The following is a 21,566-nucleotide window of genomic DNA, read 5'->3' on the forward strand; positions in this document are numbered from 1 at the left end:
TCATACCGGGTGCGCCGGGCCTCGCACACGATTGTCGAATCACGACGCGGGGGATAGGTTTCCGGACATGCCGGGTCCGATCCAGTCGATCGAGCGGGCGGCGGCCGTGCTGCGACTGCTGGCCCGCGGCTCCGGTCGTCTCGGCGTCGGCGACATCGCAGGCGCGCTCGACCTGCCCAAGCCGACCGCGCACGGCATCCTGCGCACGCTCCAGGGCGTCGGCTTCGTCGACCAGGACCCGTCGACCGGCAAGTACCAGCTCGGCGCGGCGTTGCCGCACCTGGGCGGCGGCTATCTCGACGCGAACGAGTTGCGCTCCCGCGCGATCAACTGGGCCGACGCGCTGGCGGCGCGCACGGGCGAGGCGGTGCGGATCGGCGCGCCGCTGGACGGCGCGGTGGTCGTGGTCCACCACGTGTTCCGGCCGGACAACACCGAACAGGCGCTCGAACTCGGCGAACTCCTGCCGCCGCATGCCACCGCGCTGGGCAAGGTGCTGCTCGCCTATGACGCCGACCTGGCCGCGACGGTGCGCCGGGCCGAGCCGGCCGCGCTCACGCACCGCACCCTCGTCGACCGCGCCGCGCTCACCAGGGAACTGGCCGGCGTGCGGCGGGCCGGATGGGCGGGCGACATCGAAGAGTTCCGGACCGGCGAGGCGGGTATCGCGGCGCCGATCCGGGCGCCGGGTGGGCTCGTGGTCGGCGCCATCGGCATCACCGGCGCGGTGGACCGGCTCTGTGACGCGAAGTCGCGGCACCGACCCGCGCTCGTCGGCCGGGTGCTGGACGCGGCACGCGCGGTGTCGCGCGATCTGGGTGTGGGCGACCGACCGCCGTCGCGCCGGTGACCAGCGGATTTCATCCAGGAGCAGCATGAAGCAGCGTTATGTGCTCGCCATCGATCAGGGCACCACCTCCACGCGGTGCATCCTGTTCGACCAGCGTGCCCGGCTCGTCGGTGTCGCCCAGCGCCCGCACCGGCAGCACTACCCGCGGCCGGGATGGGCCGAGCAGGACGCCCTGGAGATCTGGCGCAACGTCGAGCGGATCGTGCCGCAGGCGCTGCGCGATTCCGGTGTGGCCGCCGATCAGATCGTCGCGCTCGGCATCGCCAACCAGCGCGAGACCACCGTGGTGTGGGACCGCCGCACCGGCACGCCGGTCGGACGCGCCATCGTCTGGCAGGACGTGCGGACCGAAGAGCTGGTCCGGGAACTGGAGGGCAAGCCGGGCGCCGACCGGATCCGCGAACTGTGCGGTCTGCCACCGGCGAGCTATTTCGCCGCGCCGCGACTGCGCTGGATGCTGGACACGATGCTCGGTCTGCGCGAGCGCGCCGAGCGGGGCGAGGTGCTGTTCGGCACCATGGAGACCTGGCTGATCTGGAACCTCACCGGCGGTCCGGACGGCGGCCTGCACCGCACCGACGTCACCAACGCCGGTCGTACCCTCCTGATGAACATCGGCACCCTCGCCTGGGACGACGAACTGCTGGAGTTCTTCGGCATCCCGGCGGGGATGCTGCCGCGCATCCAACCATCGACCGCGTCCTACGGCAGTACGCGCCGGGTGGTGCCGGGCATCCCGATCGCCGCCGCGCTCGGCGACCAGCACGCCGCGTTGTTCGGCCAGACCTGTTTCGCGCGCGGGGAAACCAAGTGCACCTACGGAACGGGCGGATTCCTCATGATGAACACCGGGCGTGAGCTGGTGCGCTCCGGGCACGGCCTGCTCACCACGATCGGCTACCAGATCGGCCCGGAGCCGGTCTACGCGCTGGAGGGCCCGATCGCGGTCACCGGTTCGCTCGTGCAGTGGGTGCGCGACAACATCGGACTCGTCACGAGTGCGCCGGAGATCGAAACCCTCGCGCGCACCGTCGAAGACAACGGCGGCTGCTACGTCGTGCCGGCGTTCTCCGGGCTCTACGCACCGCATTGGCGCAGCGACGCCCGCGGTCTCATCGCCGGACTGACCTCCTACATCACCAAGGGTCACATCGCCCGCGCCGTACTGGAGGCCACCGCCTGGCAGACCCGCGACGTGGTGGAGGCGATGAACGCCGATTCGGGCCTGCGCGCCGAGGCGCTGCGCGTGGACGGCGGCATGACCTCCAACAACCTGCTCATGCAGATCGTGGCCGACGTCCTCGACGTTCCGGTGTCGCGTCCGTTCGTCGCCGAGACGGTCTCGCTCGGCGCCGCGTACGCCGCGGGCCTGGCCGTCGGTTACTGGCCGGACCTGGAAGGACTGCGGAACAACCGGCGCCTTGCCGCGCAATGGGTTCCACGGATGGACCCCGAGCTGCGAGCGGAGGAGTACGACAACTGGAAGCGCGCCGTGGAGCTGACCTTCGGCTGGGTCCGGTCGGCGAAGCGGGCGCGGCGGTGAGTCCGATCGTGGTCGCGTGCCACCGGGACGAGTGTGTCGGGATGGTGGGTTAGCGTCGGAAACATGCGGCTTCACGTGGGATGTGCGATGTGGACGCACGCGGCTTGGCGGGAAAGGCAGCTCGCGCCGGGGGAGCGGCTGCGCTGGTACGCCACGTGGTGCAATGCGGTCGAGGGCAATACGACCTTCTACGCGACGCCGTCGCGGCGCACGGTGGAATCGTGGGCGAGTCAATGCGATCCCGCGTTCCGGTTCGTCCTCAAGCTGCCCAAGCCGATCACCCATGAACGCAGGCTGACCGGCGTCGAGGAGGATCTGCGCTCGTTCCTCGCCGCGATGGAGCCGCTCGGGGAACGCATTCACGCCCTGTGGGTGCAGCTCCCCGGCTCGTTCGGCCCCACCGATCTCGGTGCGCTGGCCGGATTCCTGCGGCAATTGCCGCGCACCTACCGCGCCGCCGTCGAGGTCCGGCATCCCGCGTTCTTCGCCGACGAGCAGGCGGCGCGCAGGCTGGAATACGTCTTGTCCAGGGTGGGCGCCGAATGGGTTCCGTTCGACACCACCGTGCTTTTCGACGGTCCGCCCACCAGTGCGGCGGAACAGGAGGCGGCGTCGAAGAAGCCGCGGGTGCGGCGCAGGATGCGCGCCCTGACCGAGTACCCGATCGTGCGGTACCACGGCCGCGACGATGTCGATCGCACCGTCGGCGGCTGGCAGCCGTGGGTCGGCACGGTCGCCGAGTGGCTGCGCGAAGGCCGGTCGCCGACGGTGTTCGTGCACACCCCGGACAACGCGGGCTCGCTGGAGCTGGCCCGCCGCTTCCACGACGAGGTCCGCGCCCGGCTGCCACAGCTCGACCCGTTGCCGGAGCCGACGCCTGCCGAGCCGATGACCCTCTTCTGACGAAAAGAACGGTCCCGCGGGCAACTCCCGCGGGACCGTCCGGATCACTCAGGACTGCAAACCGACCTCGATCTCGAGGGTGAGCGTGATCTTGTCGCCGATCACCGCGCCGCCGTCGGGCAGCGGCATGTCGATGGTGATGCCGAAGTCGCGGCGGTTGATCACGGTCTTGGCCTCGAAGCCCGCGACCGGCCCGTGGCCCATGCCGGGGTTGACGCCGAGGAACTCCACGTCCAGCGTGACCGGCTTGGTGACGCCGCGGATGGTGAACTCGCCGTCCACGATGAAGTCCTCGCCGTTCACCCGGAAGCCGGTGGACTCGAAGGTGGCCACCGGAAACTCCTCGGCCTGGAAGAAGTCCGCGGTGCGCAGGTGCGCGTCGCGCTGTTCGTTGTCGGTGGTGACCGAGTCGACCCGGATCTCGGCCGTGGCCGAGGCGCTGCCGTCCTCGCCGATGACCAGCTTGCCGGAGAAGTCGGTGAAGCGGCCGCGTACCTTGCTGACCATCAGGTGGCGTACCGAGAAGCCCAGGGTGGAGTGGGCGGGGTCGATGGCCCAGGTGCCCGCGGTGAGAGCGTTGGTGGTTCCGGTCGGCATGATGTTCTCCTTGATGATTGAGAGTTGAACTAGTTGGATGGGGGTCGGGCTCGGTCGGTGGGGAAAGGGTCAGTGGGTGTCGAGTAGCTGCGCGAACGGTACCGGGTCGTCGTACGGATCGGCGGCGCGATCGCGCGGTGCGCCGGTCAGCAGGGCGGCGAATTCCGTTGCGGCACGGTCGATCCGGGTACTCAATCCGCCCGCCGCCGCGGACGCCCAGTCCTCGGACGCCGCGTAGACGGCGGTGGGCGCGACCACCGCGCGCAGGTAGCTGAACATCGGCCGCAGGGCGTGTTCCAGCGCCAGCGAATGGCGCGCCGAGCCGCCGGTCGCCCCGAACAGCACCGGCATCCCGGCCAGCGCGTCCGGTTCCAGGACGTCGAAGAACGTCTTGAACAGGCCGCTGTAGGACGCGTTGAAGATCGGCGTGACGGCGATCAAGCCGTCGGCGCTGGTCACCGTGTCGATCGTCGCGCGCAGCCCGCCGGGCGCGAACCCGGTCAGCAGGTTGTCGGCCAGATCGCGGGCGTGCTCGCGTACTTCGACCATGTCGAATGCCACGTCCGCGCCCGACGCGGTCAGCGCCGCGCCGGTGGCGGCGGCGAGCCGATCGGCGAGCAGCCGGGTCGAGGACGGCTGCGACAAGCCCGCGGTGACGACGGCGATGCGGGTCATCGGGTCGCCTCCAGTGTGGCGTCACGGGCGGCGACCAGGCTCGCGTGTGTCGGCGCGTCCGGCACGTGCGCCGGGCGCAGAGCCGCGAATTCCTTGCGCAACACCGGAACCACTTCTTCGCCGAGCAGGTCCAGTTGCTCCAGGACGGTTTTCAGCGGAAGGCCCGCGTGATCCATCAAGAACAGCTGGCGCTGGTAGTCGCCGAACGCCGCACGGAAGGTGAGCGTCTTGTCGATGACCTCCTGCGGGCTGCCCACCGTGAGCGGGGTCTGCTCGGTGAACTCCTCCAGCGAGGGGCCGTGCCCGTACACCGGCGCGTTGTCGAAGTACGGCCGGAACTCGCGCACCGCGTCCTGGGAGTTCTTGCGCATGAACACCTGTCCGCCCAGGCCGACGATCGCCTGGTCGGCGGAGCCGTGGCCGTAGTGCTCGTAGCGCTGCCGGTACAGCGCGATCAGCCGCTGGAAGTGCTCTTTCGGCCAGAAGATGTTGTTGGCGAAGAATCCGTCGCCGTAGTAGGCCGCCTGCTCGGCGATCTCGGGGCTGCGGATCGAACCGTGCCAGACGAACGGCGGTACGTCGTCCAGCGGGCGCGGCGTCGAGGTGAACGATTGCAGCGGCGTGCGGAACTTGCCTTCCCAGTCGACCACGTCTTCGCGCCAGAGCCGGTGCAGCAGGTGATAGTTCTCGATCGCCAGCGGGATGCCGTCGCGGATGTCCTTGCCGAACCAGGGGTAGACCGGCCCGGTGTTGCCGCGACCGAGCATCAGGTCCACCCGCCCCTCGGCGAGGTGTTGCAGCATGGCGAAGTCCTCGGCGATCTTCACCGGGTCGTTCGTGGTGATCAGCGTCGTGGCGGTGGAGAGCTGGAGCCGCTCGGTCCGTGCCGCGATGTAGCCGAGCATGGTGGTCGGCGACGACGGTACGAACGGCCGGTTGTGGTGCTCGCCGGTGGCGAACACGTCCAGCCCGACCTCTTCGGCCTTGCGGGCGATCGTCACCATGGCCGTGATGCGCTCGTGCTCACTGGGCGTCCGGCCGGTCGTGGGGTCGGTCGTCACATCACCGACCGTGAAAATTCCGAACTGCACGACGCCTCCTTCGTTCTCAGTCTGTCTCAATTTGGTGGATATGGCAACCAAAGGAACGGAGTGGGGTACTCGGGTATTCCCGCTCCGGCGATGTGGCGTCGGTTACGGCAGGTATTCCGTCAGCCAGGTGCGGGTGAGTTCGCGGGTGACCAGCGCGCCGGTGTCGAGTTCGGTGGTGCCGAAGGCGTGATCGAGGAAGGGGAGCTCGACATAGCGGTGCGGCGCGCGGGCGGTCTCCAGGGCCGCGGCGTAGGCGGCGGTGTGCTCGGCGAGCACCAGGTGATCGTTGCCGCCCTGAATCAGCAGGGTGGGCGGGGAGTCGCCGGTGACCTGCGCGGCGGCGCCGGTCGCGGTATAGCGGTCGGGGTATTGCTCGGGCGTTCCGCCGAGGTACTGCCGGGTGGCGTCGACGCCGAGCGCGGTCTCGGTGCCCGACGCGGCGAGGTCGACCGCCGGGTACAGCGCCACCGCCGCGCGCACCTTCGGCAGCTCGGCGGCGCTGCCGCAGCTGGGCCGCAGGACACCCGCGTTGATCTTGTTCGCGACGTTGACGGCCAGATTGCCGCCCGCCGATTCGCCGAAGGTGGCGACCCGCCGCATGTCCCAGTCGTATCGCTGCGCGTTCGCGGCGGCCCAGCTCAGCGCACAGGCGACGTCGGCGTCCTCGGTGTTCCAGCGGTGGTTGCCTTCGTCGGAGAGGCGGTAGTCCACATCGAGGACGGCGTACCCATTGTCGGAAAGCCAGGTCGTGTAGGCGTCGGTACCACGGCTGCCCGTGACGAAAGCCCCGCCGTGAATGCTCACCACCAGCGGGGCCGGTCCGGGCCCTGGTGCGGGCAGGTACAGATCCGCCTGGATCGGTTGTCCGTCGACGGTCGCGTAGGTGACGGTCTCGTCGGGCGCGTCGCCGACGGTGCTGAACGGCACGACCGGGGCGAACGGAATCCAGACGCCAGCCGCGTCACGCGCCGCGAACACCAGCGTCGCGCTGGTCACCATGGACAGCACCAGGCCGACGACGGCCACGCCGGTCACCGTGCCCGCGAGGCGCCGTCCGCGCTCACCCCCGCGAAACACCGTCAGCGCGACCGCGGTCGCGACCACCGCCAGCACCATGTTCCACGAGCCGAGCGCGTCGCGGACGGCGCCGAGCAAGAGCACGGCCGACTGCACGACCGCGTTGCCGAGCAACGGCATCACCCAGGAAACCGGCAGGATCGCGATCAGTTGCGCGAGCGCGAGATACGCGGCGAGCGCTCCGGCGAGCGCGAGCAGGCCGATGCGGACCAGGCGACGCGGGGTCGCGGAATTTCCGGGCACGGTCACGTCCGCTCCTCGCTCGTCGGTCATCAAGGTCTCCGGTTCCGGGTCGGGGTTCGCCGGCTCCAACATAGGTCGGTCTTCGTGGCCGCCGGTTTCCGGTGGTGGCGTGCCGGGACGGATTCGGGTAGCCGACTACGCGCGACTTCCGGTGGCTGGCCCGCAGAATCGGTCCCCACAGGGTTTCGACCACCGGGTTCTCGAAGGGATGTGCATGGCTGATTATCAGGATTGGTTGGCGCCTGCTCCGAATCCGGAGCCGCCCTTGGACAGTCGCCGCCGCGCCGAGGCGGAGCCGGTGGCATGCGATCCGGCACCCGCTCGGGCGCTACCGTGCCGGCCGCGGCCGCACGCGACCTCCGGTCGGTCCAGTGCCGGGATACGCAGGGCGGTGCGACGAAGCCATGCCTCCACGGCGCAGGCCGAGGACGAGTCACGGTCGGCGGCACGCCGATTCGCTGAGTCGGCGGTGCGAGTCGTCCTCGAGGTGCTCGACCGCAGGAGGCCCGTGCCGCAACTGGCCGTCGTCGCCGACGCCACGGTCGTCGCCGCGGTGCGCACGTTGATCGGCGCCGGTCTCGTGCCCGGCCGCGACCTCGGCGTCGCGGTGCCGATGCGGGTGAACGTGGTGCTGGTAGACGCCAAGACCGCCGAGGTTTTCGCCACCTACGGCCGGGGCGGGCGTCATTTCGCCTTGGCCGCGCGCATCGCGCGGACCCGCTCGGCGGGCTGGCGGCTGACGGCGCTGCGCATCCGATGACGCGGTCGGCCGTTCAGGGCTCGCACCTCGGTGTCGCCGCCTCGCGGACGGTCGGCCCCGGCGCGATCCAGCCGATGCCCTCCGGCGGCAGGTCCTGGGCAGGCGAGGTGCCGACGGGCGACCGCGACTCCGGAGGCTCCCGCCGCCCGAGTCCGTCGCGGCCCAGCTGGGCCGGACCGCGATCACCTCGGGCATCGGCGGAGGCCGGATGGTGCGGCGGGCGGCACCGGCGCTCAGCCGAGCTGAATGGATCGGCGTGCCATGCCGAACCAGTAACCGTCGATGGCGGTGCGCAGCGTGCCGAGATCCTCCTCGCCCGCGCCGAGTGCGACGAACAGCGGCGCGAAGTGGTCGGCGCGCGGATGGGCCAGGCGAGCCGCGGGCGCGGTGCGCTCGAAGTCGAGCAGTGCGTCCAGGTCGCGGGCGGCCAGCGTCTCGCGGCCCCACGCGTCGAATTCGGCCGTGAAGGACGGCACGTGCTCGTCGTCGGCGGTCAGCTCGCGCAAATTGTGCGTGAAGAATCCGCTGCCGACGATCAGTACGCCTTCGTCGCGCAGCGGCGCCAGCTTCCGGCCGATGCCCAACAGGACCTGCGGGTCCAGCGTCGGCATGGACAGCTGCAACACCGGGATGTCGGCGTCCGGATACATCTCCTTCAACGGCACGTAGGCGCCGTGATCGAGCCCGCGATCCGGCACGTCCGCCACCGCGGCGCTCGGTCCGCGCAACAGGTTTCGCACCTTGCCGGCCAGTTCGGGCGCGCCCGGCGCGGCATAACGCACCTGGTAGTACCGCTCCGGAAAGCCCCAGAAGTCGTAGACCAGCGGCACCGTCCGGGTGGCGCCGAGCGCGATCGGCGCGGCCTCCCAGTGCGCGGAGACGATCAGGACGGCGCGGGGCCGGGGCAACGCGCGCGACCACGCCGCCAGTTCGGCGGGCCACCTCTCGTGGTCGGCCAGCGGCGGAGCGCCATGCGAGAGATACAGCACCGGCATTCTTTCGGCGGCCACGGTCATAGTGCTCCTCCCGGCTCGGTCGCCCCGGTAGTTCAAATTCGAACTCGACTGTAGCTGGTTGTTCAAATTTGAACAATAGGGTTAGGGTGGAGCCGTGGAGACCACGTGGCTGAACGTCCGCGAGATGGCGGTGTGGCAGAACTTCCTGGCGGCCGGCGCGCTGGTGGGTCGCGAGGTGGAACGGCAGCTCAAGCGGGAAGGGCTGTCGCACACCCAGTACGAGGTGCTCGTGCGGCTCGCGGACGCGCCGGGGGGCCGCCTGCGGATGACCGAACTCGCCGAGGCGCTCTACACCTCCAAAAGCGGTCTGACCTATCAGGTGACGCAGTTGGAGAAGGCCGGGTTGCTGGTACGCGAGGCCTGTCCGACCGACGTGCGCGGGGTCATCGCCGTACTCACCGCCGCGGGGCGGGAAAGGCTGGCCCAGGTCGCGCCGGGCCATGTCGCGACCGTCCGCCGCGTCCTCGTCGACGTGCTCACCGACGCGCAGCAGGGCGCTGTCGCGGACAGTCTGGGCGAGGTCGCGCGGCGGCTCGCTCCCTGACTCAGGCCAGCGACGCCAGCCAGTCGTGCATCCACGACAGCGCGGTCGCTCCGCCTCCCACGGGGTAGCTGCCGTAGGCGGTGTGCGCTTCGGAGCGGTAGAACTCGTCCAGCAGCCGAGCCCGTTCCTGGTTGGCCGACTCCGAGAGCTGGCTCTGCAAAAGGGGGATTCCGCCGTTGGACATCAGGTCGCCGACGATGGCGCCCATCTCCATCTGGTAGCGCCACAGGTAGGCCGGGTCGGGGTGGGAGGTCTGGGCCAGGAAGCCCGCGAAGCGGGTCACGAAATCGTCCGACGCCGTGGTGCAGTACAGATCGCCGATCGCGCAGATGGTGCGGGTCTGCGGGGTGAGGAGACCGAACCCGCCGATGCGCGGACCGCCCGCGCCCGCGCCGCCGACCGGTGGACCGACCAGCGCGTCGGTGGGGGAGCGGCGGGGATCGGAGATGAGCCCCACCGCGGCGATCCGATGCGGCGGCACGACGCCGAGCCCGGTGCCGATCTCGGCGGCGAGATCGCCGGCGGCGTCCGCGCCCTGGCTGTAGCCCAGCAGCGCGATCCTGGTCGCGCCGCACTCCCGGCCCATCGCCGCGATCATGCCGCGCGCGTTGTCGACGGCCTCCCGTTTGGAGGCGCCGTATACCTCGCTCTCCCAAGGGAAGGCGGTCGCTGCGTAACTCACATAGTCCACCCACGCCGAGGACGGCAGGCCGCGGGTGACTCCGGCCAGCATCCCGGGCCCGGGGCGCTCACCGTCCGCGGTGGTCTCCCATGTTCCCGGGATCGCCACCACGTACAGACTCGGGCAATCCGGTGCGGCGACGGCGGGCCCGCTGCCCGGTCCCGCACACGACAGCGCCATCACCGCGAAACCGATGGCCGCCGAGATCAACTTCGATCGCATGGCGTTTGCTCCTGGTAGTACAGGCGCCGCAGGCGCTCCCCGGCAGGAATCGGCCTCCGCGGGCGCCGTGCGGTGGTCGGACCCGGCCCCGTCGAAGGCTGCATTGAGACTCGGTGGTCTCAAAGTGCAGCCAGGATAGCGACAGTGTGGGAGAGTGCACAATCGGAGTCTGAAGTGACGCGTATCACACTCAATTGGGAGCCATTGGCGCTCGCCGATTGCTAATGGCCCTGTGCGAGAAGAACTGTCATGGCCTCCGCCCATCGATCGATGGTTGCCGCGGCGGCGCGCTCGGAGGTGCGCAGCGGCCGGGACATCGCGGTGCCGCGCAATATCGCGATGGTGAGGTCGCGGACGGCCGGGTAGCGCGGATGGGCGACCATGTCCGGACCGAACAGTGCGTCCACCACGCGCCGCAAGTCGCGCCCGGCTTTTCGTTCGGCCGCGCGCAACGCCTCGGCAAGCGCCGGATCGGTCCGCGCGGCCGCCCACAGTTCGAACTCGGCTTGCGCCGCCGGGCGCGCCATCGACTCGTACAGGGCGGTCAAGGCGCGGCGTAGGGGATCGGTCCCCGTACCGAGCCCGGCCGCGACCTCTCGCACCGCCGCCTCGTTGCGTGCGACCAGATGTCCGACCAGTGCGCCGATCAACGCGCCGAGCGTCGGGAAGTGATGCAGCAGCGCCCCTCGGCTCACGCTCGCGGCCCGCTGCACGGACAACGTGGACAGCGCCCGGTAGCCCTGCTCGGCCAGCAGGTCGGCGGCGGCGTCGAGGATGCGAACGCGGGTCGCCCGCTTCTGTTCCTCGCGTCGTCCGGCCATGCCAGCTCCTCCCGTCGCCGCGACATTTTCACAGTCAATGTTGACTGTCAAATGGTGGGTGCGCCAGACTGCGGAGACCGGTTCGCACCAGCGTCGAAGGGAAAGCGATGACCGACAGTGACAGCCAGGCCGACAGCGGGGCGGGCGCGTGGTATCGCAATTGGACCGAGACACCGGATACCCCCTGGGCCGGACGCCCCGACCCGGACGACGCCCGCGAGTACCGGACGCTGACCTACGAGCGGGACGGCCGCATCGCCCGCATCACCTTCGACCGGCCGGAGAAAGGCAACGCGATCACGCCCGATACGCCGCACGATCTGGCGCACGCGGTCGAACGCGCGGATCTGGACCCGCGAGTGCACGTGATCCTGGTATCCGGGCGCGGCAAGGGATTCTGCGGGGGCTACGACCTGAGCATGTTCGCCGAGCAGAGTTTCGCGGTGGCGGGCGGGCCCGATGAGGTGGCGGGAACGGTCGTCGATCCGGTGGTGCAGGGCCGCAATCACGATCCGGCGCGGACCTGGGATCCGATGATCGACTACGCGATGATGAGCCGGTTCAACCGCGGTTTCGCCAGCCTGATGCAGGCGAACAAGCCGACCGTGGCCAAGCTACACGGCTTCGCCGTCGCGGGCGGCAGTGACATCGCGCTGTTCGCCGACCAGATCATCTGCGCCGACGACACGAAGATCGGCTACCCGCCCACCCGGGTCTGGGGTGTCCCGGCGGCGGGCATGTGGGCGCATCGCCTCGGTGACCAGCGCGCCAAGCGCCTGCTGTTCACCGGCGACTGCCTCACCGGGAAGCAGGCGGTGGAATGGGGCCTGGCCATCGAATCCTGGCCCGCCGCCGAACTCGACGCGCGCACCGAGGAATTCGTCGCCCGGATCGCGCGCATGCCGGTCAACCAGCTGATGATGGCCAAACTGGCGCTCAACTCGGCGCTGTACGCACAGGGGGTGGCCAACTCCGGCATGATCAGCACCGTGTTCGACGGCATCTCGCGGCATACCAGTGAGGGATACGCCTTCCAGACGCGAGCCGCCACAACCGGTTTCCGCGAGGCGGTCCGGGAACGCGACGAACCGTTCGGCGATCACAAACGGCATCGGGCGCAGGAGTGAACCCCTGCTGAGCCGCGCGGAAATCCGCACAGCGGCCGACGCATCGGGTCCGCGCAGGAGCGAAACGGACATCGACTCCAGCTCAGGGGTGGAGGGCATCGCGCCCGTCTCCTCGGCGGTGTACCGGTGCTACCGAACGAGGTCGCCGACAGCGAGATCCTCAGCGCCGCTCGGCTCGGGATCGCGGAGCGAGTGCGAGCTGCGACGCCCCTCGATCAGCGCGAGCGGAAACGACAAGGGGCGGTGGCCGCATCGCCACCGCCCCTTCCGGGCGCTCCGCCGGATCGTCAGCGGGCGGGCGGGACGTTTCCGGTCGCCTCTTCCTCGATGCTGCTGTAGCCGAGCCGCACATCGTGCGCGACTTCGCCGCCGCTCACCGTGACCTGGCTTGTCACCGGCGGATAGCCGCGCGCGACGATCGTGTAGTCGCCTTCGGCGAGATCCGTGACGACATAACGCCCGTTCTCGTCGGTGCGCGTCGTCGCGGTCGGCACGCCCGCGGCGTCGAGCACGCTGATCTGCACGTCCGGGACCGCCCGGCCGCCGTCCGACCACGCCGACCCGGCCAGCACCGCCATCGGCGTGAGTTCGATGTCGTGGTGCAGCAGCCCGCTGTCCGGCACGGTCAGCGCGGCCGCGCTGGGACGCATGTGCTCGGCGACCGCGACCAGGGTGTACGTGCCGGGCACCACGCCGTGGCACAGGTAAGCGCCGTCGGCCGCCGCGGTGGCCGAGCCGACCACCTCGCCGTCGAGGTCGGTCAGCGTGATGGTCGCGCCGGGCAGCGGCTCGCCTTGCCCGCCGGACCGGACCACACCGGACAACTCGCCGGAGCCGAGCAGGGTGATGTCGAGTTGCTGCGGACGGTCGGCGACGGTGACGTTCACCGCGGCGGGCTGATGCCCGGCGGCCGAGACGATCAGCACGTAGCCGCCCGCGCCGGGCGCGCCGAGGAGGTAACTGCCGTCGGCGCCGCCGCCCGTGCGCGCGGCCTGCCGCCCGTGCTGGTCGATCAGCGTGAGCGCGGCCGCGGGCACCGGACGGCCGTCCTCGCGATGGACATAGCCGCTGAGCGAACGCCCTTCGTGCTCAGAGCCGTCGAAGCTCGCCCGAGGTTCGCGCCGGTGTGCGCCGTTGCTCGCGGGATCGCCAGCGCCGTAGCCGCCCGCGGCCGCGGCGAGCACCGGTTCCGGCTCCGACAGCGCCTGCGCGGCGCCTTCCCAGACCTGATCCGCGTCCCAGTTCGACTCGGCGGCTTCCGGCTCCTCGATCGGCGTCTGCGTGACGGGCGCCGGAGCGTCCTGCAGCGGAATCTCCTTCATGAACATCAGCACCACGCAGGCCAGCAGCGCGACCCCGGCCGCCGTGTAGAACACGCCGTGCATGGAGTCGGTGAAGCCGGTGAGGATCGGCACCTTCAGCGCGTCGGGCAGCGCCGCGATGCCGCTGGTGTTGGACTGCATGCCGCTGAGCTGGTCGGCGCCGAACCCGGGCGGCAGCGCGCCGCCGAACGCGTCGATGATCCGGTTCGGCAGCAGGTTGAACAGGATGGTCAGGAACACCGCCACGCCGAGCGTGCCGCCCATCTGCCGGAAGAACGTGGCCGAGGCGGTGGAGACACCCATGTCCGAGCGCGGTCCGGCGTTCTGCGCCGCGATGATCAGCGTCTGCATGCAACAGCCGAGCCCGAGCCCGATCACCGCGCCGATCGCCAGCGGCTGCCACAGCGGGCTGTCGTAGTGCACCTGCGCGTACAGGGCCGCTCCGACCGCGACGATGAACGTGCCCGCCACCGGCAGGATCTTGTAGCGCCCCGTCTGCTTGGTGATCCGCCCCGCCGCCTGCGAGCCGACGGTGATGCCGAGCACCAGCGGCAGCATGAGCAGGCCCGCCTTCGTCGGCGAGTAGCCGCGCACGACCTGGAAGTACTGCGGAACCATGGTGATCGCGCCGAACATCGCCACACCGACGATGAATCCACCGGCGATGGTGACGCTGAAGGTCGAGCTCCGGAACAGCCGCAAGGGGATCAGCGCCGAGTCCTTCATCAGGAATTCCACCAGGACGAACAGCGCCAGCCCCGCCGCCCCGATGCCGTAGCAGAGCAGCGACTTCTCCGACGACCATCCCCAGTGGCGCCCCTGTTCGGCGACGATAAGCAGCGGTACCACGCCGATCGTCAGCGTCAGCGCGCCGAACCAGTCGATCCGGTGGTGCTGGCGCTGGTGCGGCACGTTGAGCACCTTGGCCACCACGAGCAGGGCCAGCAGGCCGACCGGGACGTTCACCAGGAACACCCACCGCCAGCCTTCGATGCCGCCGAGTTCTTCGTAGTCGGAGAAGAAGCCGCCGAGCACCGGGCCGAGCACCGTCGCGGTGCCGAAGACCATCATGAAATAGCCCTGATAGCGCACCCGTTCCCGCACCGGGACGATATCGCCGATGATGGTGAACGCCAGCGACATCAGTCCGCCCGCGCCCAGGCCCTGGAACGCGCGGAACGCGGCGAGCTGGTACATCGAGTCGGCGAAGGTGCACGCCACCGAGCCGATGACGAACAGTCCGATCGCCGTGAGATAGAACGGTTTACGGCCGTAGATGTCGGCCAGTTTGCCGTACAGCGGCGTGGTGATCGTCGCGGTGATCAGGTAAGCGGTGGTCGCCCACGCCTGCTCGTCGAAACCGTGCAGGTCGTTGGCGATCTTGACGATCGCGACGCTGACGATGTTCTGGTCGAGCGCGGCCAGGAACATGCCGAGCAACAGCCCGGACAGGATGGTCAGGATCTGCCGGTGCGACAGTGACGTGTCCGCGCCTGCGTCCGGGTTCCGCGGAGCCCGGGTGGTGGAATTCGTCATGAATGAGCCCTATTTCGGATCGGCGTGGTGTCGGGGAGTGGTGGTCTCTATTCCTGCGGTGAGCCGGTCGAGCAGTGCGGTCAAGGTGTCGCGGTCGGTCGCGGGCCAGTCGGCCAGGATGTCGGCCAGCCACCGGTTGCGCAGCGCGCGGTTCTCCTCGAAGACGCGAACGCCTTCCGCGGTGGCCGCCAGCACGCACGCGCGGCCGTCGACCGGGTCGGCCCGGCGCTCCACCAGGCCGTGCGTCACGAGTGATCTGCTCTGTCTGCTGATGGTCGATGCCTCGGTGTGCAGCAATTCGGCGAGCCTGCCCGCACGCTGTGGTCCCTCGTGCACCAGGCAGAAGAGCACGGAGTAGGCGAGTCGTTCCAGGCCGTCCGGACCGGGCCGAGCGGGCAGCCACTTCGCCCGGTTGACCGCGCGCATGAACCGGACCAGTCGCTGACCGAGTTCGTCGGCGGCCGCGAGTTCGGCCGCCGTGACCCGGCGCTCGCGAGCGGTTGCGGACATGACACCACCTCGATGTTCCCCACCAGCAGATTTGATTAGCAACCACAACTAGTTGCTTTGAGCAACTATACATCCGGGTTGCCAGAGGTCTGCGCGGTGGGCCACTCGCGAGTCGCGTTGCTACCGTCGATGGCGTGTCCGAGCCGCTTGTTCGCTTCCGCGCAGCCCTGCCGTCCGATTGCCGATGGGAGCCGGTCGGCGGCGGGGAGTCCGGCGCCCGGGTATTCCGGTCCGCCGACGGGTCCCGCTACGCCAAGTGCGTCGCGCCCGGCGAGGTCGCCGCCCTCGCGCTGGAGCGGGACAAGATCACCTGGCTCGACGGGCACGGTATGCCCGCCCCTCGGGTACTGGACTGGCGGCCCGATGGCGACGGCGCCTGCTTGGTCACCAGCGCCGTGCCCGGTGTGCCCGCGAACGCCGTTTCCGCGCAAGATCTCGCGCTCGCATGGGATTCCATCGCGGACACGGTGCGGCGCCTGCACGATCTACCCACCGCGGAGTGCCCGTTCGACCGTGGCCTGGCGCGGATGTTCGCGATCGCCCAGGACGTGGTGGTCCGGGGTGCTGTGCACACCGAGTTCCTTCCCGAGGAGCAGCAGGACACTCCGCCCACCGTCCTGCTCACCAGGCTGGCCACCCGGTTGGAGCCCAGGATGACGCAGGAGTCCGCCGAAGCGGTGGTCTGCCACGGCGATCTGTGCCTGCCGAACATCATCCTCGATCCGGAAACGCACACGGTCGCCGGATTCGTCGATCTCGGCCGCCTCGGCATCGCCGATCCCTACGCCGATATCGCTCTGCTGCTGGCCAATGCTCGGGAGTCATGGCAGGACGAGCGGCGCGCCGGAAACGCCGACCGCGCCTTCGCCGACCGCTACGGCATCGATCTGGATGGCGAGCGGCAGCGGTTCTTCCTCCATCTGGATCCGCTCACCTGGGGATAGCCCGAGTCACGTCGCGGGCTGAAGCAGTACCGCGGTGCCGTAGGCCGCCACCTCGCTCATGGTGCCCGCGATCTCGTTGCAGTCGAAGCGCATGGCGATGACCGCGTTCGCTCCGAACGACATCGCGTGCTGGCACATCCGCATGATCGCCTCGTGCCGGGACTGGTAGAGCAACTGGGTGTACTCGGGAATCTCCCCGCCGCCCAGCGAACGGAAACCGGCGCTGAAGTTCGACCCGAAGCTGCGGCTGCGCACGGTGAGTCCGGCGACCTCGCCGAACACCCGGACGATCTCCTGGCCGGGCACGTCGTTCATGGTGGAGACCAGGATCGGGAACTGCGGTCCGGGTGGCGGGGGCGGGGGATACGGCTGGGGTGGCTGCTGGTGCGCGGGATATTGCGGGTACGGCTGCGGCGGCTGGCTCATGTGCGGGATGCTACGGGCGCGGCGATTCCGTTGCGGCCGAGGTGTGCCCGCGGTCCGGAACCGCACCGACCGCCCGGTCCTGATCAGCCGGCATCGCGCGTTCCGGGGACCGCCGCGCCGCAATTCGGGCCTTTCTGTTGAGCATTCGACCGACAGAATCCGAAGAGATATGCAATGTTGTTATTGCGCAACGGCATTGAGAGGGAACCCACGGTGGCCGAGTAGGCACCGGTAAAAGGGGGTGCGGCGAGATCATGTCGTCGAACACGTCCGAGCCCGGCGGCCGACGCGCCCGCCGAGGCCAGGTCCGGACCGGACGCGTGCCCGCGTGGCCGGGAATGATCTCCGGACAGGAGCCGCCGCCCCGCAGCGACCGGCATCGGGCGTCCCGCGCTCGGCGCCGTGCTCGTCGCGGCCCACGCCGCGCTTGGCTGGTCGGCGGCGTCGGGCTGGCCGCATCGCTCGCCGCCGCCGCGCTGGTCCTGGTGTACACGGACGCGGCCTCCGCGCCACGCCAATCGGCCACGGTGGCGGACCCGGTGCTCGGCGGTGGCCCAGGCTGCGAGCCGACCCGAGGCGGACAGTTGGTGCGCGGCAACGGTACCGGCTCGACCGCGTCGGGGCCGGAGGTGATCCTGGCGTTTCAGCACGCCTACTACGTGACTCGCTCGGGAGCGGTCGCGCGATCGCTGACGGTGCCGGACGCCGCGGTGCCGCCGGTGGCCGTGATCGACGCGGGCATCGCCTCCGTGCCCACGGGAACGCAGCACTGCGTCATGATCACCCCCATGCTCGACGGACGCTACGACGTGGTCATCACGGAGCTGCGCCCCGACTCCGCCAATCGCACCTATCGCCAATTCGTCACCGTGGCCACCACCGACGGTAAGGCCACCATCATCAAGATCGCCGCACCGAACTGAGTTCGGCCGATCTTCCGTTGTGCCGTTCGCGCAGGTGGACTTTCGCTACGATGCCACTGCCGGGGCGGTCGATCGGCGCGAAACGCATGGCATCTGCGGTCGATTCCAGGGGAGGTCGTCGGTGGTGTTCGCCCGGTGGTGTGTGCTTGCCGGTACGGCCTTTTCGATGCTGCTGGCGCTGCCGGCGCCACTGTCGGCGGCGGAGCCGGAAATCCCGGCGGTGGCGCCGCCCGAGCAGGACCCTTTCTATCGGCCTTCCGCCGAGCTGGTCGCGTCGAAGCGGCCCGGCGAGATCCTCGCCGCGCGGCCGGTCACCATCGCCAATCAGCTCGACGGGGCGCTGGACGCCGAGGCCTGGCAGGTCTCCTATCGGTCCGGCAACAGCGCCGACCAGCCCATCGCCGCCGTCGCGACATTGCTGAAACCCTCCACGGGGAACGGCAAATTGGTGTCCCTGCACGCCGCCGAGGATTCCACCGGACTGTTCTGCGCGCCGTCCTACACGGTGCGCCGGTCGGCGCAGGCCGGTCTGATGGACGGGCAGATCGACCCGTTGCGCAGCGCCCCGGCGTTGCTGGCGCAGGGATGGACGGTCGTGGTGCCGGACCATCAAGGCCCGAATTCGGCATTCGCCCACGGCCCGCTGGCCGCGCGGATCGCTTTGGACGGCATCCGTGCCGCGGAGCGTTTCGGTCCGCTGCACCTGCCGGGAGCGGCCACCGAGGTGGCGATGTGGGGATACTCGGGAGGGTCGATCCCCACGCTGCACGGCGCGGAACTGCGCAGCGCCTACGCGCCGGAGGTGAATCTCGTCGGCGTCGTCTCCGGCGGCACCGATGTCGATCTCGAAGTCCTGTCCCGCGAGGCGAACAAGGGGCCCGGCGCCGGTCTGGTCGCGGCCGCCATCATCGGTCTCGCGCGCGAGGAACCGGAACTGGACGCCTACCTGTGGGCGAACGCCACACCACGCGGACGGCAGCTACTGACCGCGAAGGACCGCGGTTGCGTGCTGCACCAAGCCGCGCTGGAACCATTCCTCGACATAGACAGCCTGGTGCAAGGCGGCATACTGCGCACACCGGTGCTGCGCGCGGTCTTCGACCGGACCAGGATGGGCAAGTCGGTCCCCGATACCCCGGTCTTCCTCTACCACGCGACCGCCGACTGGCTCGTCCCCATCGGCCCCGCCGACGCGCTCGCCTCCAGCTACTGCCGCGATCCCGCCGCGCGAGTCACCTACATCCGCGACCATGCGAGCGAACACCTGACCCTCAACACACTCGCCGAGAACCGCGTGATCGCTTGGCTGCGCGACCGGTTCGCGGGAGTGCCGGTGCAGGACGCCTGCACCGTCACCGATATGGGCTCCATCGCGCTCGGGCGATGAAGGTCTCCGAACCGCCTTACTCGAGCCCGGCGACCTTCCGACAGCGCCGGTCCAGGTAGTTGATCAGTAGCGGCGCTTGAACGTTGTGCGTGACCTGCAAAAACGCTGATGAGACTCGACCGTTGTGCCGTGATCTATCCCGGACTGAGATCACCGCCCCGCGCGGGTGGACGGCTGTTGCAACAGCCACGCTACCGAGCGCGATGCATAGGCCCTGCACTTGGAGAGTAGCGGCTAACTGTTCACCGGACCGTCCGCACTCATCTCGGGGTCGACCTGCCGAGCGTCATCGTTGGGCCAACAACCCGGCGGATCGGGTTGTCACCGTGTCGATTCCGCACAGTCCGCTATAGTCGCTGGGACGGCCGAGCGGCGCACAGGAGGGGATCGAACATGCGGCGGATCGGGCTGGTTATAGCGGCGCTGTTGATCGCCGGGCCGGGGTTGGCGGGGTGCACGGACGAAACCAGCGGCACGCCGACGACCAGTACAGGGCCAGTGGTCTTGTGGAACCCGTGCTCGGAGATCCCGGACGCGACCGTGCGCACCCTTGAGTTGGACCCCGCCAGCAAAGAGAGCGGCATTGGCGGTGTGCATCAATCCGGGTGGGAGATCTGCGCCTGGAAGGGCACGCAGTACGGGCTCACGGTGTACTCGTCGGCCAAGGGGGTCGACTACTTTAAGAGCAAGCCGGAAAATGTCGACTTCCGGCCGGTCACGATTGCGGGCCGCAGTGGTGAGCAGTTCCGCGTCAACGGCACCACCAAGAACCTCAAGTGCGATCTGATCATTCCGGCCAGTCAAGGAATCTTCCAGATCGCGCTGCTTGGGTGGCCGGGCAAAGACGGCCCTGACGACCCGTGCACGGCTCTCAATCAGGCTGCTCAGGTTCTTGTACCGGTGATGCCGAAGTAGGAAGGGGGACAACCAAGTGACCGATGCTGTCGGCGGGCATTGGGCTCGTCTGGCGGGAGAGGCGCGGGCGGGGGAACTGTATCTCGATGACGAGATGGCGGCCCAGGAATGCTTGAAAGCGTGCGTCAACCGCATCAACGACCTCCGTGGCATGCTTCAGCTTGTCGACCAGGCCAAGAACGTCACGGGTTTCGGTGACTTCGACATGGCCGAGCAGTTGCGGAAGAAATTCTTCAGCCAGGCGACCAGCGGCGAGAACTCGGTAGACGCCGTGATCTTGGAGCACATCGAAGCCGTGGAGAACATGCGCGATGTCATGGCGATAAGCATCGCCCGAATACGCGGTCAGGACTACACCAACGCAACCGCCATCACGGAGATCATCGACGCTACGTAGCGCCACGAGACGCTCTACGGTTCGTCGGTGCCGCGTGAGAGCATCAACCGCGTGCCGAACTACAACTTCAGAAACACCATCAAGCTCGCAGATGGTTACCGGCTCGATGTCCAAGGCGAACAGGTCGTGGTGCTAGCCGATGAGCCCGCGAAGATAGAGATCCGCCCGCTACCTGCTGAGACGAAGTTCGCGGACACCTCGGACCTCCTAGTTGAGGGTGGCCCCTTTCCTTCGGAAGAGGCGGCGATCGAGGCTGGGAAGAACTGGCGCACATATCTTTTGATTGCCTTCGCACAGCAACGTCTGGGCATCGATCTTGGACCGGATGACAACCCGAGAGCCGAGCCGATGGCGTTCCTTGCCGACAAAGCAGCAGAGCTTGGCGTGCAGGCGCTCCGGGGACGGCCGGGGTTGCTTGTCTTTCCGTCCGAACCGCCAGCGACATTCGGTACGTTCTCCGCGGTGGCAGAGGTGCAGCGCAAGCCGAATGATCTGATTCAGTCGGTTGACGAGGTGCGCAGTTTGCGGCCTTCGCTCACCGAGGCCCAGGAGCTGGCATTCCGGCTGCTGCACCTTGCCTACTTCGACACCAATCCCGAGACTCGGTTCATCCTGCTGGTCACTGCCATCGAGGCCGTACTGGAGCAGGGCGAACGTTCTGTCGAGTTTATCCGATGGCTTGAACAGCTCATGTCCGAAACCAAGGCCGCCGACCTGGACAGCCGGACCCGAGATGCCATGCTGAACTACCTCGGTCTGGGTAGGCGTGAATCCATCGCAGCTTCAGCAAAGCGGCTCGTGGAAGCGCTCGGGGTCGACCGCAGCTACGATGGCAAGTCTCCGGGGGCATTCTTCTCGGCATGCTATACCCGCCGCTCGGACCTCGTTCATGGCAACCTGCCTCGGCCTACGGTGGCTGAATCGAAGCGACTGCTACCCATCCTGGAGCGGTTTGTTGCCGAGGTTCTGGCCGCGAATATCGGCGCGCAGTAGAAATCCCCACCAGAGAGAGATGGGGCGACTATGCGGTCCGCGCGCCGATGATCGTCCCATCC

Annotated in this window: 22 protein-coding genes; 12 read left to right on the forward strand and 10 right to left on the reverse strand. The window is 69.0% G+C overall.

The features are described 5' to 3' along the window. Positions 1-67: 67 nt before the first annotated feature. From ACGF7Y_RS23710 to ACGF7Y_RS23720, 3 genes are all read left to right on the forward strand, one after another. Positions 68-850 carry an IclR family transcriptional regulator gene (locus ACGF7Y_RS23710; RefSeq protein ID WP_393236748.1) on the forward strand — a complete coding sequence of 261 codons (783 nt, stop codon included), beginning with the start codon at positions 68-70 and terminating at the stop codon, positions 848-850. A 25-nt stretch (positions 851-875) separates the two neighbouring features. Beyond that, complete coding sequence (glpK, locus tag ACGF7Y_RS23715) at positions 876-2,393, forward strand: glycerol kinase GlpK (RefSeq protein WP_393236749.1); 1,518 nt, start codon at positions 876-878, stop codon at positions 2,391-2,393. 87 nt (positions 2,394-2,480) lie between these two features. Continuing rightward, positions 2,481-3,296, forward strand: a complete 816-nt coding sequence (locus ACGF7Y_RS23720; protein ID WP_393236750.1) for a DUF72 domain-containing protein — start codon at positions 2,481-2,483, stop codon at positions 3,294-3,296. Between the two features lie 48 nt (positions 3,297-3,344). On the opposite strand, the gene ACGF7Y_RS23725 is transcribed toward ACGF7Y_RS23720, so the two are convergent. The 4 genes from ACGF7Y_RS23725 to ACGF7Y_RS23740 all read right to left on the reverse strand — a co-directional run bounded on the left by ACGF7Y_RS23725 (position 3,345) and on the right by ACGF7Y_RS23740 (position 7,009). Beyond that, positions 3,345-3,893 carry a YceI family protein gene (locus ACGF7Y_RS23725; protein ID WP_393236751.1) on the reverse strand — a complete coding sequence of 183 codons (549 nt, stop codon included), beginning with the start codon at positions 3,891-3,893 and terminating at the stop codon, positions 3,345-3,347. A 69-nt stretch (positions 3,894-3,962) separates the two neighbouring features. Continuing rightward, on the reverse strand, positions 3,963-4,568 hold the full coding sequence (locus ACGF7Y_RS23730; RefSeq protein ID WP_393236752.1) for an FMN reductase: 606 nt from the start codon (positions 4,566-4,568) through the stop codon (positions 3,963-3,965). Further along, the gene (locus ACGF7Y_RS23735; protein ID WP_393236753.1) at positions 4,565-5,659 is read right to left on the reverse strand and encodes an LLM class flavin-dependent oxidoreductase; all 1,095 of its coding nucleotides are present in this window, start codon (positions 5,657-5,659) and stop codon (positions 4,565-4,567) included. Before ACGF7Y_RS23735 ends, ACGF7Y_RS23730 begins: the two co-directional genes overlap by 4 nt. 102 nt (positions 5,660-5,761) lie before the next feature. After that, on the reverse strand, positions 5,762-7,009 hold the full coding sequence (locus tag ACGF7Y_RS23740) for an alpha/beta hydrolase (RefSeq protein ID WP_393236754.1): 1,248 nt from the start codon (positions 7,007-7,009) through the stop codon (positions 5,762-5,764). Between the two features lie 361 nt (positions 7,010-7,370). On the opposite strand from ACGF7Y_RS23740, the gene ACGF7Y_RS23745 reads away from it, so the two are divergent. After that, a complete protein-coding gene (locus tag ACGF7Y_RS23745; RefSeq protein ID WP_393236755.1) occupies positions 7,371-7,739 on the forward strand; it encodes an Rv3235 family protein in 369 nt (122 codons plus the stop codon). A gap of 233 nt (positions 7,740-7,972) precedes the next feature. Here ACGF7Y_RS23745 and ACGF7Y_RS23750 read toward each other — a convergent pair whose 3' ends face one another. Further along, positions 7,973-8,755, reverse strand: a complete 783-nt coding sequence (locus ACGF7Y_RS23750; RefSeq protein WP_393236756.1) for a dioxygenase — start codon at positions 8,753-8,755, stop codon at positions 7,973-7,975. Between the two features lie 94 nt (positions 8,756-8,849). On the opposite strand from ACGF7Y_RS23750, the gene ACGF7Y_RS23755 reads away from it, so the two are divergent. Further along, entirely contained in the window at positions 8,850-9,299 is a 450-nt protein-coding gene (locus ACGF7Y_RS23755) for a MarR family winged helix-turn-helix transcriptional regulator (protein WP_393236757.1), read from the forward strand. 1 nt (position 9,300) lies between these two features. Here ACGF7Y_RS23755 and ACGF7Y_RS23760 read toward each other — a convergent pair whose 3' ends face one another. Together ACGF7Y_RS23760 and ACGF7Y_RS23765 are read right to left on the reverse strand one after the other, a co-directional pair. Further along, a complete protein-coding gene (locus ACGF7Y_RS23760; protein WP_393236758.1) occupies positions 9,301-10,203 on the reverse strand; it encodes a cutinase family protein in 903 nt (300 codons plus the stop codon). Positions 10,204-10,424: 221 nt separating this feature from the next. Next, a complete protein-coding gene (locus tag ACGF7Y_RS23765; RefSeq protein WP_393236759.1) occupies positions 10,425-11,024 on the reverse strand; it encodes a TetR/AcrR family transcriptional regulator in 600 nt (199 codons plus the stop codon). A 107-nt stretch (positions 11,025-11,131) separates the two neighbouring features. Here ACGF7Y_RS23765 and ACGF7Y_RS23770 point away from each other — a divergent pair, with 107 nt between their 5' ends. Next, entirely contained in the window at positions 11,132-12,151 is a 1,020-nt protein-coding gene (locus ACGF7Y_RS23770) for a crotonase/enoyl-CoA hydratase family protein (RefSeq protein ID WP_040865256.1), read from the forward strand. A gap of 287 nt (positions 12,152-12,438) precedes the next feature. Here the strand turns inward: ACGF7Y_RS23770 and ACGF7Y_RS23775 are convergent, their stop codons facing one another. Beyond that, entirely contained in the window at positions 12,439-15,009 is a 2,571-nt protein-coding gene (locus ACGF7Y_RS23775; protein WP_393236760.1) for an MFS transporter, read from the reverse strand. A gap of 9 nt (positions 15,010-15,018) precedes the next feature. Then, the gene (locus tag ACGF7Y_RS23780; protein ID WP_393236761.1) at positions 15,019-15,519 is read right to left on the reverse strand and encodes a MarR family winged helix-turn-helix transcriptional regulator; all 501 of its coding nucleotides are present in this window, start codon (positions 15,517-15,519) and stop codon (positions 15,019-15,021) included. 134 nt (positions 15,520-15,653) lie between these two features. Here ACGF7Y_RS23780 and ACGF7Y_RS23785 point away from each other — a divergent pair, with 134 nt between their 5' ends. Continuing rightward, positions 15,654-16,463 (forward strand): APH(3'') family aminoglycoside O-phosphotransferase, encoded by an 810-nt coding sequence (locus ACGF7Y_RS23785; protein WP_393236762.1) that lies wholly within the window; start codon positions 15,654-15,656, stop codon positions 16,461-16,463. Positions 16,464-16,469: 6 nt separating this feature from the next. Here the strand turns inward: ACGF7Y_RS23785 and ACGF7Y_RS23790 are convergent, their stop codons facing one another. Further along, positions 16,470-16,793 (reverse strand): YbjQ family protein, encoded by a 324-nt coding sequence (locus ACGF7Y_RS23790; protein WP_217999093.1) that lies wholly within the window; start codon positions 16,791-16,793, stop codon positions 16,470-16,472. A 350-nt stretch (positions 16,794-17,143) separates the two neighbouring features. Here ACGF7Y_RS23790 and ACGF7Y_RS23795 point away from each other — a divergent pair, with 350 nt between their 5' ends. The 5 genes from ACGF7Y_RS23795 to ACGF7Y_RS23815 all read left to right on the forward strand — a co-directional run bounded on the left by ACGF7Y_RS23795 (position 17,144) and on the right by ACGF7Y_RS23815 (position 21,504). After that, the gene (locus tag ACGF7Y_RS23795) at positions 17,144-17,812 is read left to right on the forward strand and encodes a hypothetical protein (protein WP_393236763.1); all 669 of its coding nucleotides are present in this window, start codon (positions 17,144-17,146) and stop codon (positions 17,810-17,812) included. 166 nt (positions 17,813-17,978) lie between these two features. After that, positions 17,979-19,199: a lipase family protein gene (locus ACGF7Y_RS23800; protein ID WP_393236764.1), complete on the forward strand. Its 1,221-nt coding sequence runs from the start codon at positions 17,979-17,981 to the stop codon at positions 19,197-19,199. Between the two features lie 393 nt (positions 19,200-19,592). Next, the gene (locus ACGF7Y_RS23805) at positions 19,593-20,114 is read left to right on the forward strand and encodes a DUF3558 domain-containing protein (RefSeq protein ID WP_393236765.1); all 522 of its coding nucleotides are present in this window, start codon (positions 19,593-19,595) and stop codon (positions 20,112-20,114) included. 16 nt (positions 20,115-20,130) lie between these two features. Next, entirely contained in the window at positions 20,131-20,511 is a 381-nt protein-coding gene (locus ACGF7Y_RS23810) for a hypothetical protein (RefSeq protein ID WP_393236766.1), read from the forward strand. Positions 20,512-20,538: 27 nt separating this feature from the next. After that, complete coding sequence (locus ACGF7Y_RS23815; RefSeq protein ID WP_393236767.1) at positions 20,539-21,504, forward strand: hypothetical protein; 966 nt, start codon at positions 20,539-20,541, stop codon at positions 21,502-21,504. Positions 21,505-21,566 lie beyond the last annotated feature (62 nt).

It is taken from the genome of Nocardia sp. NPDC047654, assembly GCF_043205035.1.
Lineage (GTDB): Bacteria > Actinomycetota > Actinomycetes > Mycobacteriales > Mycobacteriaceae > Nocardia.